Here is an 18577-nt window from a genome sequence, read left to right as displayed (position 1 = left end):
TCAGGATTATAAAAATTCGTGAATTCGTGGCGAAAAAATTTATTTTTCTTTTACAATACTTACTGGTCCTAATAAACCTGCTTTAAGCAACGGTTCTCCTTCTAAACGAAATGGCGCCGTTGTCCATGTTAATTTTTCTTCTTTTGGCAATTTTTGGTCGCCGATTAATCGGTTTGCCCAAGTATTCGTGATTTTGACAACAATCGTGTTTTTTCCTTTTTTCAGTGCATCAGAAATAGCGACTTTATAAGGAAATGTCCAAAGCGTACCGCAATCTTTTCCGTTGATACTAACCTCAGCAATATTGGCAATTGTCCCCAAATCCAACCAAATTTTATCTTCAGTTTTTCCTTTCCAAACCACTTCTTTTTGATAAGTAGCCGTTCCCGAATAATACTTAATTTGATCATTTTCCGAACTGCTCCAATCAAATAGTTTATCTGTTTTTACAACCTCTTTTGGACCTTTAAATTCTGGATCAAATTGCAATTCCCAGTTTTCATCCAACGTCTGAACGCTCTCAAATTCTATACCTTTTTGATTGCTTTGAGCCAAAATTTCTTTTGTTTCTTCTTTAAAAATCACAAAACCGGATTCATTCGCATCTAAATGTATCGAAACAATTGTCCTTCCATTTTCTATCTTCCAATTGGCTAAAGCCAATGTTTTATCGGTTACAGGATTGTACCAAACCGGTATTTTTCCAGTTACTCGAAACGAAGCTTCAAAGGATCGTTTTTCTTCTTTTTGATTCGAAAGAAAATAAACATCTTCTGTTTCCGATTTACGGTGTGTCCAGGCAATTGTTTCGGCATCGGCCCTGCTTAATTTAGGAAAATAAACATCTTTCGGAATTCCAATTCCTGAAAAATCGTTTCCTAAATATGGTAATTTAATAATTGTTCCTTTTCCAATTTTCCAAGTTGATTCATTTGAGTTATTCCAAATTTCATCAATAACATTTTGCCGTTTTTTTTGATCAGCTTCTGATTGTATTCCGGGTTGCAAATTTGGTTTTTCATCCACAAAAACAGTTCCACCTTGCTTTATTAACTCCAGTATTTTTTCGGCTACAGCCAAAGAAATTATTTTATTCGGTGCCATTTTATGACTTCCTGGAAATAGTAAAGCACGGTATTCGATACTGTTACTGAAAACTATTTTCCCATTTTCAACTTTGGCATTATGCAATAAAACATCGGCGTTGAAAGAATCGTACTGATAGCCATTCATTGCGTTAGTCCATTGTGACAAATCGGTTGAATTTTTACTAGAAGTTACTTCTTTTGGTATTTTAATGCTTGGCTGGCCTACATTTTTCAATCGGATGGCTTCACTTTCCAGACGTTGCTTCCCAAAAACATTCGGAATAAACGGCACCAATCGATCTGGAAGCACCGAACGTGACGGCAAATCTTCACCAATAAAAACCGCCAAATCAATAACCGGTTTTCCTTTTTGCAATTGAAACTGCACTCGCTGGCAATAATCCACCCAGGCTTTTCCTGGTTTCCACCAAGTTTGATCTCTTTGAAAATAAGAACCCACGCCGTCCAAAGTCATTCCAGGTTTTCTGTCCGTCCAAGGATTGTGTACAAAAACGTGATAGAAAAATCGGTTGATTCCGAGGGCATAATTTCGGTCTGCCAAAGTTTTCAAATTTCCGGGATGTTCGTCCCAATCCATTTTTAGTTGCGTAAAAGCTTCGGCCTGAATAATATCTTTTCCGTAAATATGTCCGCCTGAAATCGCATCGAGCATATCATTGGGTTTGTCGTGCGTTGGACTTTTCAGCCAAAATTCGCCACTCGGATAATCGATGTGTTTGAAATGCAAAAGTCCGTCGCTCATCATCGTTGGCGCCACATTTTCGGAACTGAATTTTACTCCTGCTTTTTTGGCTTCATCCGCCAAAGTGCCAAAGAAATTATAGACAATTAATTCTGAAATTGTTTTGCGAACATCATACAATATTTTCTCCGAAGTTTCAATATCGTTTATGGGAATACCCGCCATAACTGGCAAATAATCTACAATATCATAGCCTCTGCGTTTTTTGAATTCGGATTGAAAAACAGGCGACCAATTTTGACTGCCACATTCCCAACTGTCCATATGCAATATTTTAACCACTTTGGATGCCAGTTCAGGCCCTGCTGTTCGAAGCAATTCGCCAAACCAATGATCCAGTTGAAAACGAACCGCTTCGGCATTGAATTTATCGACTTCCAAACCTCGTCCTGCACCTGCCGTGGCATTTTCGTGACCTGTGGATGTATGCCCGAAACGAATAATTCGCCAATTTCCTTTTGAAGGCACTTTCCAATTCAGAATACCTTTTTCATCAACAAACTTCGAAACGTTAATCATTTTTGATTGTTCCACACAATCATTTTTCTCAATTTGTTCAACAGAAGTTTGCGGACTCAAACGCCAAATCGCTCCTGATTTTCCTTGGTAATTGTCAATCAGGGGCTCATTCGATAGATATATTTTTGCGACTTTCAATCCCTGATTCCATTTGGCTGGATCTAAATCTTCCGCACCTGGTTCTGTTCCTTCGGGATCGTAAACAAAACGGAAATATTTGGCTTTTGTCGGAACGATGCTGTGGGTATAAAACGCATCGGTATCTTGCCAACCTTGGCGTGGCGTTGTCAATCGACCGAGACTTTTAAAATTTACACCATCGTCACTTACTTCAATTAGTAAACGATGCGCCTGATAATTATTGCCTTTGTTCTCAATTTGAATGGATTTACACAAAAACGGCTGATCAAATTCGTATTGAACCCAGCCTTTTTCCTTTAATCGAAATTGATCATCTTTTTTTGAATCACTCAAAAATGAAGCATCAAAATCGCCAAGAGTGGAAGTAACTTTTGGACGATTTTGATCGGATGTGATATAATCTTCCTTAACGGGAATGGCAAACACAGCGATATCTTTGTAATACTCTTTGTAATGATTTGGAACGGGTAATTGCAGGTTTTTGAAGCTATTTCCGTTGATTGTAACATCTGCCCAAACCACTTTTTGCATCGACATTTCAGGCCTAATCCACGGTCCTCCAGCAACGGCAAAACCATCGGCGGGATGAAAGGCTATTTTTACGCCTAATCGGTCTGCTTCGGTTAAAGCAAAATGTACCAAGTCCCAGAATTCTTTACTCAACTGTAAAACCGGCGGATCCATCAAGGGCGGATTTGCTGGCCCTTTTATCGTCATCAAATAAGCACCTCCAATTCCGGCTTGTTTCATCGCTTCTAAATCGGCTGTGATGCCGGGTTTTGAATAGGCACTTTGCATCCAATACCAATACACCCAAGGTTTTGAGGATTCGATTGTGGGCTGAAATGATGTGTTTTCATTTTTATAGGTTTCCTGTGCGGAAAGGATTCCCGCAAGTAATAAAATAAAAAAGAAGTGTTTTTTTGGAAACATTATTGTTGTTATTATCCATTTGCTTTGTCATTGCGAAGCAATCTCACGTTAGTTGCTCCAGTTGTAAAAATTCCTACGGAATGACAAACTATACTTTTAAAATCTAATATTTAAACTGCTTCAAACTGCTTTCCAATTCATTTTTTGAACCGCTGAAAGGCGTCAAATAAAAACTATACTGATAATCTCCCGACTTGATTTGATACTGTTCTATTGGTTGTGCCACCAATGTCCAGCTGTCGTTTCCTCCCACTCCCATCTGGATTAAGTCGATGTTTACCGTCAAAAACCCCGGATCTTTCAAGTCGTAAGTGTGTGAAGCACCGCTTAAATTTTCCTGCGTGTAAGGCCACGCACTCATACTCAAAACTTTGGTGTCGTTCACAACCAAAAATCCTTTGTTTTTTTGTGGAGTGGTCAATGCCATCCATCTTACTTCAGTTCTGTTTCCGTTTTCCTGCGGTTTTGGGTAATGTTCGATAAAATCATTAATTGGCAATGAATATTTACCAACAAACGAACCAAAACTTCTGTCACTGTAATTTTCCAATTCCCCTTTTCCGTACCACGAAATTTGGTCAAATTTTCTTTGAACTCCCATCTGCATTCCAATTTTCGGAATTTTTGGCAGTTTGTTCGAAGCCTTCAAACTGTAATCTACCTTTATCGTTCCGTCCGGTTTGATGTTGTATGCCACGCTCACATTGGCACTGTCTTTTATAATTTCATAATCGCTCGTAATTTTAATTTCAGAAGCTGATTTGTCGATTTTGACATTCGTCAATTTTGGCTTGGCGTTGTACCATTGTTTCAGCAATTTTTGCGATTTCCATCCACGCTTGTCATTATCCGTAAGCGGTCTAACAAAATTAGGCAATAAAGGCGCAAAAACCTGTTCTTCTCCGTTGAAAACATAGGAACTCAAGGCTCCGTTTAATTTATTGATTTTTATGTCGAAATCTTTTCCTTTGATGTTAAAATCAGCGTCGGATTCGGAAACATTTAGATTTCCTTTTTTGGATTCTAAAACAACTTCTTTCTTTTTCAGCAGAAACTGATCTTCCGCTACAGCGTAACCTTTAGAAGCCCAAAGTTCGTCTTTCGAAAGCTGGAATTCAATATTCAAAATGTATTCTGCATCTGCTTTCATCTTTGGCAGATACTGACTTACATTTAAAGTTGTCGATTGTCCTGCCTCTAAATTGAAAGGTTTTAGAATTTGTGTTTTAATAATATTTCCGTTTTCCAATAGTTGAAGAACCGGAATATAATCTGCTAAAGATTTTACAGCACTTCGATTTTTTATTTCTAATTGATTACCATCTTTTAAAGTCGATGTTGCTGGCTGGTAGACCCATTTGTTTTCAAAAAGAGAACCTTTTGGTTTTCCGTTGGAATCTACAATTCCCTTGGTATTGAAATTCCCGTCGTGGTATTTCTCGCCAAAATCGCCTCCGTGGGCAAAATAATTTTGACCCGATCTGGAATCGAATTTCACCAATCCCTGATCTTTAAATTCCCAGATGCAGCCTCCAATGACTCTTGGAAGCGAACGGAATTCATCCCATAATTCTTTTAAATTTCCAACGGAATTTCCCATTGCGTGCGAGTATTCCACAAAAATAATTGGTCGGGTGTCCTTCTTTTGGTCCACCAAAAATTTCGGAGTGAAAACGCCTGGGTAAAATCGGCTGACCATATCGACATACGAATCATCCTGCGGGTTTTCGAATCGGTAGGCGTGATCGATTGTTTTTGGATATCCCTTATCCAGCGGATCGATATAACCATCCAATTTTGCATTTCCTTGCGCCGGTTCGTAATGCACGGGACGCGTAATGTCAAAATCGTGAACCCAACCCGACATTGCGGAATGATTGGGTCCTTTTCCGCCTTCGTTACCCAAACTCCACATCACCACCGATGGGTGGTTTTTGTCTCTTTCGACCATTCGGGTCATACGCTCCAAATAAGCATTAGTCCATTTTGGATCGTTGCTCAATTTTCCGCCAATTCCGTGGGTTTCCTGATTGGCTTCGTCCATTACCATAATTCCATATTGGTCGCACAATTCATAAAAATACGGATCGTTTGGATAATGGCTGGTACGAATAAAGTTGAAATTATATTTCTTGATTGTCGTAATATCTTGTTTGATATCTTCTCTGGTTACCGCTTTTCCACGGGTTGGATGATGGTCGTGACGATTCACGCCATACACATAGGTCTCTTTTCCGTTGATTAACATCTTGCCATTTTCTTTCGAAAATTCAATCGAACGGAAACCAACTTTACAGCTTTTGGCTTCGGTGATGTTGCCGTTTTTATCTTTTATCGAAACGACCATTGTATATAAATTGGGCTCTTCGGAACTCCATTTTTTTGGATTTTTGATATTTTCCTGAAAGAATCCGAAGCGAACATTGTCCAGACGAGGGTAACTTTCGTTGATTAAATCAATCACCGGTCTTTGAAGCGGCTCTTTGAACATCGCCTTATTATTGGCATCGTACAACTGGACATTCATCGTGTAATCCTTGATTTTTTCACCAGTCAGATTCTCCACTTTTGGACGCAGTTTGAAAATCGCGTCTTTGTATTCTTTATCCAATTTGGTTTGGACAAAGAAATCCTGAATGCGTAGTTTTGGCTCTGCCATAATAAAAACTTCACGCTGGATTCCGCTCATTCGCCAGTGATCCTGATCTTCGAGATACGAACCGTCTGCCCATCGGATTACCTGAACCGAAACCACGTTTTCTCCTTCTTTCAAATAAGGAGTAATATCAAATTCCGAAGGCAAACAACTGTCTTCTCCATAACCCAAAAACTCTCCATTTAACCAAACCTGAAAGCCTGAACTTACGCCGCCAAAATGCAAAGTCACGGTCATATCCTTCCAATTGGCCGGAACGGTAAAACTGTGTTGGTACGAACCGATTCCGTTGTAGTCTTTAGGAATATAAGGCGGATTTATGGGTCTAAATGGATAAACGGCACTTTTGTAAATAGGGTTGTCGTACCCTTTCATTTCCCAGTTGGAAGGAACTTCTATTTTGTCCCAACCCGATACGGTGTTTTTATAAAAATCTTTTGAAGCTTGTTTTAGATTCACCGCATATTTGAAATTCCAGTTGCCGTTCAGCATTTGGATTCGGCTCTTGGTTCTATCCCCTTTTAGCGCATCTTCAATATTGCTGTACGAATAAGCCGTTGCTCTGGATGGCTGTCTGTTGATACTTGTTACCGTTGGGTCTTCCCAAGGAGCAAATTCGTATTTTTTGTGCAATTCCGGAACTCCCGCTGGTTCGCCGGTTACGGATTGGGCCTGTGTTGTGTAAGATGTTAGAAGTAAAATGTAAAATGTAAATACCGATTTAGGTATCGAAAATCGAAACCTGAAAAAGTGATTTATTTGAATTGATTTGAACATTATATTATTTTTTAGTGTTTTGTCATTCAGTAGGAATCTCTGCATTGTGAGATTCCTACGGAATGACAAACTGTATCTTTATATTAATTCTTTTTAGTTTCTTTTTTCTCTGGTGGAGCCACAAAATTCATTTCACTTTTACCTAAATCCTTGGAAGTTGCCACGGCAATTCCTCTTTGCTCTGCTTTGTTAACGGCACAATAGAAATGATAAACAATACCATTGTGTTTCACTACAAATGATTTATGGGCAAACATATTATCATACGGTTCTGACGACTGTATCAAATTCTCGCCTTTCCAGTCGTTCCAATGAATCAAATCGTTCGACACTGCAAAACGGTTGAAAGCACCTTGATCCCAACCTGTCCAAAAAGCACCAAAATAAAACATCACCCAAGTATCGTTGACTCTTTGAATGTATGCATCGCCCGTGATTCCTCTATGGTTATTCAAAACTGGATTTTTTCCGAACCGTTTCCAGGTTTTCATATCGTTTGAAACTGCCATTCCAATTCGTTCTGCACCTTTTTGCGGTTTCAAACTGTCGCCTCGGGCATTGTAATACATAACAAAATTATGCCCCGTCAATTTATCTTTGTCACGGATGACGCTGTTTTTGTACATTGTGCTGTTGTCCCACCAGCTTACGTCTTTGTCTTTTGGTGTTAAAACTGGATTTTCCAATCTCTGAAATTCGTGTGGTTTTGTCGGTGCTTCCTTGGTGTAAGCCATTCCTATTGACAATATTCCGGCTTCGTAGCCTTTACTGTCTCCGCCAAAATAACTCATCCAGTATTTGTCATCGTATTTTTCCCATTCGTAACTTCCGCCCCAAGTTGGGTCTTGCAACGAAATATATCCCGCTTTTTGGTTCACATCCCAATGTTTTTCATTTTCTGAAAAGGACATTACTTTTCCTAAATGTTTCCAATGCAATAAATCATCGCTTTCGGCCAGCCAGGTTTCGTAGCCTCTTCCGTCGTAAATCAAATAGGTCATAAACCATTTTCCGTCTTTCCTAAAAACGCTTGGGCAGTCCATTTTATAGGAGTTGTCCGTTGGCACCATCACCAAACCGTATTTGTAAGGCGTTTTGATTTCGTTGTAAATCTCCTGCATCACGGTTTCGTTGATTTCTCTTTTTTTGTATTTGGTTGCACAACTCGCTATTAGCAAAGTTGCTATTCCAAAAAAAAGATATTTCATTGTATTTTTCATATATTTCCTTCAATTTTATTATTTTCTTCTTTAAGGTCAGTCAAAGACTGAAAAACACATCCTCAAAGTCTCCGACTTTGAGGAGCAGATTAAACTAATTTCCACGGATTTTTTTCTTCTTAACAACTTTGTCAAAGTTCAAAACTTTGACAAAGATTAAAATCGCTTAAATCCTCGTTCTATATTTACTTCAACTCCTTCAATCTCGATTCCATCACGTCTTTGTTCAGTTTTACTTTTACCATTCCTGTTGGGTGAAATCTTCTTTTTAGATCGATGGCGTTGTACACGATTGTATAAACGTCATTTCCTTCGGGAATTAAACAAAGCGGTGTTCGCATAATATCCCACCATTTATCCACTTTGGTTTCTATTGGCAAATAGCGTGCTTCTCCCCAATTGATTCCGTCTTTTGAAAGTGTGTATCCAATCATATTGGGCAAATGATGTCCCCATCCTTCAGGGCCTCCGTCAAAAATGGCGATGTACAAACCGTTTGGCAACTGACTCACAATTGGATTTTCAACAAACTGTGGATGGATCGTTTTTATCGGTTCTAAACCTTTGTTTAATCGTTTCCACGGACCTTCCAAACTATTCGATTCTGCCAAAGCCACAAACCAGCCTTTTCCTGATTTCGTCGGATAATCTGCCCAAGATTCAAACGGATAGGCTCCGCTGTAAAATCCGAAATAGTTGTCGCCGACTTTATACGGAAAAAAGGAAGCCACTCCCTGACGTCCTTCCCAAGGCTGTGAATCCAAACCCGGTTCCATAATGATTCCCATATCTTTGTACGGACCACCGATTCCGTTGATTCCATCGACCGTTGATTCACAACGCCAAATTCTTCCAAAAGAATGATTCGGTTGAATTTCTTTGTGAACGGTATAAGCCAAATAATAGCCGTACCATTTATTTGCTTTTTCGTTAAAAACCGGCATATACGACCAAATCGCCGCACGACGATCGTTCATCGGATTATCATCTTCGGTGATGGCATAAGTTCCCCTGGCTTGCAAAATAGTGGATTCTCTTTTCCAATGAACGGCGTCCTTACTTGTCCAATGTCCGATTTTAGTTTTTACACGATCGTAATACATTTCTATACCAACTTCACCAGCTCTTTCCGTTGGAAACATATGATAGGCATCGCCAACTTTCACCACGCGACCTCCTTCAAAACCGCCTTGAATTCCTTCGGTTCCAGGAAATCCTTCATCGATTACTGGCTTATTTTCGCCACCAATAATTTCGAAAAGTGGTTTTTCATCGGAGAATCCTTCGATTATGTAAGGCATATTCCAAAGTTTTCCATCCAATAATTGGGCATTACGGGAAACTATTGGTTGATTGTTTTTGATTACACCTAAAACGGCGAACAAGCCTTTGCCTTCGGGATTTATAATTTGAGTTCCTTTTGGATAAGAAATCGCATATACATTTACGGGTGGCAAACCTGTGATGGTAACACCGTTTTCCAGAACTAATTTGGCATTGTTTAATTGGCGGTAATCTGAATTATTTTTTTCTTGAAAAATTCCTATCAGCACCTGGACCGGCTCCTTGAATTTTAATTGTAATGGAGCATTCGTTCCTTTTTTGTAAGCATCCAAAGGAAGTTCTACTCCTGTCAACCCTTGCAATTCGGTTGCCAATCCTATAATATTGTGTTTGCTACCTGAAAAAACGTGTGCGTATTGGGTTGTTTTGAATGCTTTGTAATTGGATTTTACCACTTCAAAAGAAGCGGGTTGCCAAGCTGGATTTTGAGCTTTTACTGAAAATTGAAAGCTCAAAAAAACCAAGAATAACCAATGAATATATTTACTTTTTTGAATCATTATTTAACTGCTTTATAACTTACTTTATACTCCACATTCGGTTTTACGATCAATTGGTATTTGTTTTTTGCCAATTCTGTAATCGTTCCTGAACTTACTTTCGGTTTGCTTGAACTTTCGAAAACCAATTTTCCTTCGCCTTCAGATGCTTTTACTTTGATTTCTTTGGTACTACAATATACGGCAACTTCTCCGTTTGGCGTTGGCACTTTTCCTTCCATCCATTGCTGTCCGCCTAAATTGGGTTTGATTTCATATTCAGCATAACCCGGAGCAGTTGGTTTTACACCCAAATAATATTTTCCCAACAAATAAATTGGGCTGGAACCCCAGGCGTGGCAAAGACTTTTTCCATAAGGACGTCCGTACATCGCTAAATGTTCTGTTCCTTTTTTGTTTGGGTTGTATTCTTCCCAGAAAGAAGTTGCGCCTTCTTTTAACATTCCGCCCCAATAGTCTTTCATTTCTTTCAACACATAATCTTGTTCGCCCATGGCACACAACGCTTCCAACTCGTAAAAACGCATGTAGGGTGTTGTGATTTGAAGAATATCATCATTGAGCAACACCTTCTTTTTTATACTTTGTTTTTGTTCTTCATTAAAATAATTGAAAAAAATACCGAACATATTAGCGTATCTGGTAACAATATCCTGCATTTTACCGTCTATACGCTGGTGCTTCATCACGTTTTCTTTTTTATCCCAAAACACATCAAATAATTTTATTTTTAAATCATCCGCTAATTTTTTATACTCTTTTTGGTCATCCTTTTCACCTGCAATTTCAGCACTTACTGCCATTGCTTCTAAACTTCTCGCTAAAAGCATTTGCTCAAAACTAACCTCACCCGTTTTTGGTAATCCGTTTGCCCAATCAATAAAAACCCAATCGCCTTCTAATGGTTCCAGAAATCCGTTTTTGTTTCTTCTTTCTAAACAGAATTCCATCAATGATTTCATTCGCGGATAAAAAGTTTTGATAAATTTCGTATCGCCCGTGTGCAAATAGTAATCGTAAACACCCACAAACCAATACAGCGAATAATCCATTATGATATTTACATGAGCTGTCACAGGTTCTTTACCACGAAGAGCCAACAGCGTTCGTTCTACGGAAGCCGAATCAAAGAACAAATAATAATTCATTAAATAACTTTGGTAAGCGTCGCCAGACCAAACCCAACGGTCGCGTTTGATTCCGTCTATAAAAAATTCACGGGATGTTAAATGCATCGTGTAAGCCGACACATCCCAAATTTTATTCAATTCTTGATCCGAAGATTTGAATGCACCACGATACTCCAATGGCAAGTATTCATAAAGCATCGAAATGGAATCATATTTTACCGATGCATCTGCTACTACCTGAACATAGCGAAATGCTTTCGACCCATTATGAGTATACGTTTCCGCTTGATTTCCATCAAAAGATAAATGGTCTAATGTTTCACATCTGGCCGTATCCATCGCTTCTTCACGAGATTCACCATAATACAATGCTAGTTTACCTTTTCCTTTTAAGCCGTGAATTTTAATGTAACCAAAGGTTTCTTTACCAAAATCAACCAACTGACCTGCTGCTGTTTTTTCTGTTTTTTTGGCATTCCAGGGTGTAGTTGTTAGTTTAAATTCAGAAGGCTTGTTTTCTGGCGCATCAAAATTCCAGGAACCAACAGGCACCCATGGTGTACCGGATTGCTGTGCTTTTCCATTTTCATCAATCCAAAGTTTATCTTCATTAGTCACCTTCCAGGAAGCATCTGATTTCACATACTTACCAGCAATATAAATAGCTGGTAACACTTCCTGATTATACACTTTAAAGGAAATTTTGTGTTTACCGGCTGGAATTTTTAATGATTTGGGTTGCCCGTAAACTTGAACACCATCTAAAAGTAATTGAAAAGAGCCTTCCGAGTAGATTTTTACATCGTCTGGGGCAGGAATATCTACTTCTGTCTGAAAAGTGACCAAGGCATACGGACTGTAATATTGCCAAAGCGGTGGAAATACTGCTTCGCGTTCTGTACGTCTTACCTGCATTTTATTGCTTAACCAAACTTCGAAATCTCCCGGATACCAAATCCAGGTTTGAGCCGAAGCCGCTTCTGACAAAAAGAATACCGCAACAACGCAAACAATCGTTTTAAAACTTTGGCGTAAAGAAGAAAATAGTTTCATATTAATTGAAATTAAAAATGAGATATAAAACGACAATTGTTACTCCTAATAAACCAAACAACAATTTGACTTTTTTACTGGTTTTAGGAACTTCTGACTCGATTTCGAAATTAGTTTCGGGATTTTTATCCACTAATGAAATGACAATGGCTGTTAACATTAAAACGGCAAAAATGTAAAAAGAAATCAATAAAAAGTGTGGCCAGGCTGTGTAAACATCGGCTGGAAAAATCCATAAATACAATACTCCAACGAATAAACTAAAAGCCGAACCCCATGAAAGTGTCCAGTTTACAGCTCTCTTTGTGGTACGCTTCCAAAAAATACTCAACAAAAACACAACAGATAAAGATGGTGCTAAAAAGCCTAAAACTGCCTGAAAGATGTTGAATAAATTTTGCCCTTTGATATTGTCAATCGCTACTGTAATCAGAATAGAAACAATACACCCTACTCCAATGGTGATACGACCTACTTTAATCTGATCCTTGATAGTTGCCGCAGGATTCATTTTCTTCACATAAATATCATTGGTAAAAACCGTACTCAACGCATTCAATGAAGAACCAATTGTAGCTACTAATACAGCAATCATCACACAAATAACCAAACCGTTCATTCCACTTGGAAATAAATTGGTTACCATTGTCATATAAGCCAAATCGGAATTTTCTCCTAATTCTGGATATAAAACGGCACACAAAATTCCCGGTAAAATAAATAATGGCAATGCCATCACTTTTAACCAACCAATAAAATTAACTCCTAATTGTCCTTGCTCTAAATTTTTGGCTCCCAATACGCTTTGTACCATCGATTGATCGGTACAAAAGAAAGCTACTGCAGCCACAGGATAACCTAATAAAATAGCAGGCCAGGGATAATGAGCATCATCCGCAGGACGCACTAAATTCCAAAAATTTGATGGCGTTTTTGCAATTAAAGCTTCGATTCCGCCTACTTTTTGTAAACCTAAATAGGATAAGGTAAGCGATACAACAATTAACAAAATCATCTGAAAAACATTCACTTTGGCAATGGCTTTCAATCCTCCGGCATAGGTAAAAATTCCAGAAAAAATCACTAAAACTGTCACACTTTGCCACATCGGAATCCCTAAAATCTGACGTACTAAAACGCCTCCACTAAACAATCCCAAAGACAACCAACTTACCAAAATTTTCACCATGGCATACCATGCTAAAATGGTCTGCGTACTATCACCATAGCGTTTTCCCATATATTCGGGCATTGTACTTACTTTGCTCGCAATGTATTTTGGTGCAAAAACGATAGCCAAAAGCAGTAAAAAAACAAAGGCATACCATTCGAAATTTCCTGCTACAATTCCAGTGGTATATCCAATACTGGCAAAAGCTAATAATGAAGATGGCCCAACATTAGTTCCCCACATATTGAATCCAATATTATACCAATTCAACGAATTTCCCGCCATAAAAAGCGTTTCATTCTTCTTGCTTTGTTTGACACTAACAATGTATCCAATAACCAATAATATCACTAAATAAGCAGCAACTATTATAAAGTCTAAAGCAGTTAATTTATCGTAGATGGTATTATTCATAGGTTATATTCTTTTAAAATATTCGCCATTTTTACTGGCATTCCGGTTTGTAATGTTTTGTCCATTGCCTGCAATAAAGCTACGGTTCCTATTCCTTCTTTCATATCCGGATACGCTGTAAAACCTTGCTCAATACTATCTGCAAAATAGTCTAAATAGTTTTGGTATTCCCCACCATGATGACTTTGTCCTTCAAAACGGAAATAATATTTAAGCGTTGCATCTCCCCAGTGAATGATTTTTTCTTCGCCTTCTTTATCGGTAACAGAATAACGCAATTCATGATAATCTGCCTGACTTGCTCCTTCGGTCCCTCTTAAAATAACACTCATTCCACTATCTCTTTTGGTTGGCTGTGTTGGCGAAGTATAGACTCCACTAACTCTGGCAATTCGTCCATCAGTCGCTTTGAAAATAAAGTGCATTGTATCTTCATTTTTCAAGCCTGCTGTTTTTCCGTTGCTGCTGATCATTCCATAACCCATTACTTCTTCGATATTAGGCAAATACCAACGAATAAAATCCACAGGATGACTCAATCCTCCGTACAACCATTTGAATGATTGTAACAACGACCATTCTTTTTTTAAAAACCAACGGTGATCCGCATGATAATGCGATTCTATTGTAATCAAATCACCAATTACTCCTGCTTCAAAATCTTTTCTTTGTCTTTTAGCTGGTTCAAAAAAACGTGAACTTTGACCAATAAATACTTTCTTTCCTGTGCTTTTGCTTAACTCCAATAACTCCTTCGCATCCGAAAGATCGTCAATGAAAGGCTTGGTGCAAACCACGTGTTTTCCAGCCAACAAGGCTTTTTTTACATGTTCAGCATGCAAATGATCTGGTGTATAAATCGCAATGATATCGATTGCGCTATCATTTAAAAGTTCATCGTAATTGGTGGCATAAGAATGGAAATCAAATTCTTTAGCTCTTTGCTTACACAACTCTTCGTTACTATCACACACTTTTACCAACTCTAATTTTGAGCTCGACAAAGCGGCCGACATTGTACTTCTTCCTTCTCCTAAACCTAAAATGGCTATTTTTAACATTTATTCTGTTTAATTTTTTCCTCACCCCAGCCCTCTACAAAAAAGAGGGAGCCAAAACTGGATTGAGACCTATTAAGTATTGGCATTATACTTTTTCAATTTTCTTTATTCTTTTCTCAATTTTCTCGTCTAAAGCTTCTTCAAAAACATCCAAACTTCTCCTGGTTTTGTTCCCTCGATTCCTGTTTGGTATTTTTTCATTAAGGCGTTCCAATCGTCAACACGCGGATTGTTTTCGGTAGTTTTTGGATTTAATTTATCCAAACTTTCTCCTTTTGGAATACTGATTACTAACATTAATTGTCTTCCGTTTTTGAAAACCTGCAATTGTTGGAAATCGGCATTACAGAAACCTTTAGCAATTTCCGGCCATTTTTCAAATTGAGTCGTGTGATAATCCACATACTCTTTTTGCATTTTTTCATCAGCTACTAAATTGGCAGTCAATACAATATTTTCCCATTCGGATGCTGGTTTTGAATCCTTGCATCTTTCGAAATTTTGAAAATCATAAACTGGATTTTCGTAGATTTTAATTTCTAATTCAGGAAAAGCTAGAGCCAGTTTTCTTTTTGTTCTTTCTGGCTGATTCATCAAACCATAAATCACCAGATGATTTTCCCATTGGTACAATTCTTCGCCTACAATTCGGAAACCTTTTATCGTCGATTTGATTTTTTCAATATCAAAATTTTTCCCGATTAATTCTATCGCTACCGATTTTGGCATTTCTTGTAATCCCCAAGCCTCATCAACAACTACTTCTTTTTTCAAATTTGCAAAAGGTGCACGAATACCTGCATTTTCCTTGATTTTTGGATCAACAAAAGCATAATTATCTTTCCAAACATTCCCAGCTGGACCATTGTTATTTTTTAAAATTTTCTTAATTGGAATCCAATTGTTTTTAATCGTAAAATGTTGTGAACCTTCGTCGGTATACAAATACAGCCATAAAAATGGATCGTGAGCATACGGACTGTTGTACACTTTATCAATGTAATTTTCTTCTATTCGGCTGTCTGGCTGCGATGAAAGCGTGTAAATTCCAGCCACATCGTGTAAATGTTTGGCATAATGATGAATTTTATTTCCAATAATTTTATTGTTTTTCATCACATTTTCAGTGTGTGTCCAACCCCAACCCATCGAAATTCCGCTGTAAGCTACATCTGAAATTTCGTTGTGTTCAATAGTCAAATTCTTCACAAAACCAGCTGCAATTCCTAAACATCCCCAATCTTCATTGGCAACATCAGTAATCATATTATCAGCAACTAATTCATTCGAACAAACTTCTCTATCATCTTTTACTTGTAATGGCAAATGCGCTTCGAAAGCTTCTTCGGAGAAAACACCCAAATTAATTCCGTTTCCACCAATATCTTTAAAAAGATTTCCTTGTACTTTGTTGTTATTTGTTCCTTTATGCAAATCCAGTCCTGTAGAAGACAAATGCTCAAAACTACAAGATTCGAAAATCGTGTTATTAGCAAAATTCACTTCAACAGCTGCTCTTGGTCTTCCCACCCAAGCCTGATTTTCTAAAGAAGCCTGATTTGGCGTTCCTGGAGTTTTCAATTTGTAAGCATCTAATAAATACATTCCTGCCTGCAACGGAACGTGACCTTGCTGAGAAGGACGAAGCCAATTGCTGTACTGAAACGAAATTCCTTTAAACTTTACATCGTGCACTGGAGAGTCAATCGTTCCTTTTACTTCAACTAAATTTTCTAAAACCGGAGCAGTCACTTTGGCGGAAGCCATATTTTCTCCTGCTCTTGGAATGTAATATATTTTGGCTTTTTTTCTGTCCAAATACCATTCTCCGGCTTCGTTCAGCATTGACATTCCGTTGTTTAAAAAGAATGCTGAATTTCCGTTATTTTTCGAAATCCAAGGTGCTGGCCAAGGGTGTTCACTTTGAATTCTACTTTCTGGTTTTTCGAATGAAAGTCGGGCGCTGTCTTTTTTCACCTCGATATTTTTAATTCGAAGATTGGCAATTGCCCACCATTGTACGATGAACATTTCCATTCCGGGTTGAAATTTAATCGATTTATCCTTGAAAGGAATCCAGCAAGTTTCTGTTGCAGCATCCCATGAAAGAATTCTGTCCATTTGATTTCCAGCTGTGCTTTTGGCTCTGACGGCTTTTTTTCCATTCACCCACAATTGTCGGTAATTGATGATTTCACCCGCTTTTTCAGGAGCATCAGCTACCCAAACCATTCCTAATTTTAATCCATTTATTGAAGTTGTGGTTTTTTTCCAATTTTTGATTTCGATTCCACCGCTAAAAATAGGTTTTGCATTGACATCGGCTTCAATAGTTGTTGGACTATCAGCTGTTCCTGAATCTTCTGGCCTTACAAACAAAGGCTCATCAAAATAATAGGTTCCGTCTTTGATGATAATATGAATTCCTCCTTTTACCGATGCGTCTTTTAATCGACGGAATTCCCTAGCTTTTCTCAATGCCATGTGTACGGTTGCTAAAGGACTTACTTTTGTTCCTTCGTTAGTATCTTTTCCGTTTGGTGCGACCCAAATTTCGGCAGCATTGGCTGAAAAGAGCATTCCTATTAGAAAAAAAATTAAAAATATGTTACGCTGTTGCTTTGAAGTCATTGTAAAAACTAATCGTTAATTGAACAAAAAAACATATTTCTGAATCATTCATGCAGCAATACATTCTTCTCTTTTTTTTATTAATCCTATTTATAGTAATCTATTTCCGAGAATATTGTATTTATTCCAAGGAATAATTATTTAAAAGCTAAAAGTACTATTTATATAATTATTCCGTGTTATTTTTAAACAACGAACAATTGTATAAATATTTGTAACTTAACGCCCTCTTAGATAAATTTTAAACAAATATGGATCAAATCAATTCAAAAAACAATGTTGGAAATTCTGGAGTTTGGTGGCATGAAAAAAACCAAGGTCCATTGGCTAATTTGCCTTTCATCAAGCAGTTTGGAAGTATGCGTTTTACGAAAGTGCAAATGGACGAAAATATGCGTCCGCACTTGAATGATGGAATCGAAATTCATTTTGTAACCAGTGGTAAATACGACTGGGTTGTCGAAGGCAATCAGATTGAATTACTACCTGGTAATTTATCGGTAACTGCACCATGGCATTGGAACGGAAGTCCAAATGGAAAAATGGACATTGGTTACATCAATTGGATTATTTTAAAGCCAGTAGAATATGACCAAAAGAAGAAATTAAATCTAGGAAAATGGACTAAATTGTCTCAAAAATTCCAACATAGTCTGGGCGAATTAATTGCCGATAATAGCAATGCCGTTTTAGAAAAAGCCAAAGATTTTGAAAAATATTTTGCTGAAATTCGCAAAGAATTAGCCGATCAAGAAGAAGGTTTTGAAATTATGGTGGGTAATATTTTAGAGAATTTACTCATCGATTTGTATCGCCATCTCTCGTCTAGAAGTCTCAAAACCGAGGAAGAAACCAATTTTATTGAAACTTTCACTAAAATCATTTCGGAAGATATTAGCAAAAAATGGAATATCGACGATTTAGCGCATCGTTTTGGGATGGGGAAAACCAAATTTACGTATGAAGTAAAAAGACTAACTGGTTATCCTCCAAATAGTTACATCATAAATCTTAAAATTGAAAAAGCCATTGTATTGATGCAAAACCCTAAAAACAAATCCATGTCGGATATTGCTTATTCTTGCGGATTTTCGTCGATACAGCATTTTACTTCTTCTTTTTTACAAAGAACTGGGACGACACCGGGTAAATATAGAGTTAAAAACAGTTAGGATT

The 18577-nt window shown here is 37.8% G+C and carries 9 protein-coding genes; 1 reads left to right on the top strand and 8 read right to left on the bottom strand.

Annotated elements, in window-relative coordinates; all coding sequences use genetic code 11:
• Positions 1-39: 39 nt before the first annotated feature.
• The 8 genes from OZP15_RS03790 to OZP15_RS03755 form a co-directional block, all read right to left on the bottom strand.
• Complete coding sequence (locus OZP15_RS03790) at positions 40-3444, bottom strand: glycosyl hydrolase (protein ID WP_281337050.1); 3405 nt, start codon at positions 3442-3444, stop codon at positions 40-42.
• 103 nt (positions 3445-3547) lie between these two features.
• Positions 3548-6877: a glycoside hydrolase family 2 TIM barrel-domain containing protein gene (locus OZP15_RS03785; protein WP_281337049.1), complete on the bottom strand. Its 3330-nt coding sequence runs from the start codon at positions 6875-6877 to the stop codon at positions 3548-3550.
• A gap of 83 nt (positions 6878-6960) precedes the next feature.
• Positions 6961-8085, bottom strand: a complete 1125-nt coding sequence (locus OZP15_RS03780; protein ID WP_281337048.1) for a glycoside hydrolase family protein — start codon at positions 8083-8085, stop codon at positions 6961-6963.
• A 197-nt stretch (positions 8086-8282) separates the two neighbouring features.
• Positions 8283-9941: a glycoside hydrolase family protein gene (locus tag OZP15_RS03775; RefSeq protein ID WP_281337047.1), complete on the bottom strand. Its 1659-nt coding sequence runs from the start codon at positions 9939-9941 to the stop codon at positions 8283-8285.
• On the bottom strand, positions 9941-12124 hold the full coding sequence (locus tag OZP15_RS03770; protein WP_269227137.1) for an alpha-L-rhamnosidase-related protein: 2184 nt from the start codon (positions 12122-12124) through the stop codon (positions 9941-9943). The genes OZP15_RS03775 and OZP15_RS03770 overlap by 1 nt, the downstream gene beginning before the upstream one ends.
• Before the next feature lies 1 nt (position 12125).
• Positions 12126-13709 (bottom strand): sodium:solute symporter, encoded by a 1584-nt coding sequence (locus tag OZP15_RS03765; protein ID WP_281337046.1) that lies wholly within the window; start codon positions 13707-13709, stop codon positions 12126-12128.
• Positions 13706-14770, bottom strand: coding sequence for a Gfo/Idh/MocA family protein (locus OZP15_RS03760; protein ID WP_281337045.1), 1065 nt, complete (start codon positions 14768-14770; stop codon positions 13706-13708). The genes OZP15_RS03765 and OZP15_RS03760 overlap by 4 nt, the downstream gene beginning before the upstream one ends.
• A 129-nt stretch (positions 14771-14899) precedes the next feature.
• The gene (locus OZP15_RS03755) at positions 14900-17350 is read right to left on the bottom strand and encodes an L-rhamnose mutarotase (RefSeq protein ID WP_281337044.1); all 2451 of its coding nucleotides are present in this window, start codon (positions 17348-17350) and stop codon (positions 14900-14902) included.
• A gap of 302 nt (positions 17351-17652) precedes the next feature.
• Here OZP15_RS03755 and OZP15_RS03750 point away from each other — a divergent pair, with 302 nt between their 5' ends.
• The gene (locus tag OZP15_RS03750; RefSeq protein WP_269227133.1) at positions 17653-18573 is read left to right on the top strand and encodes an AraC family transcriptional regulator; all 921 of its coding nucleotides are present in this window, start codon (positions 17653-17655) and stop codon (positions 18571-18573) included.
• The last annotated feature ends 4 nt before the right edge of the window (positions 18574-18577 follow it).

Source organism: Flavobacterium eburneipallidum, assembly GCF_027111355.2.
Taxonomy (GTDB): Bacteria; Bacteroidota; Bacteroidia; order Flavobacteriales; family Flavobacteriaceae; genus Flavobacterium; species Flavobacterium eburneipallidum.
Note: the sequence above shows the minus strand (reverse complement) of the source record. Positions and strands in the feature narration are given on the sequence as shown.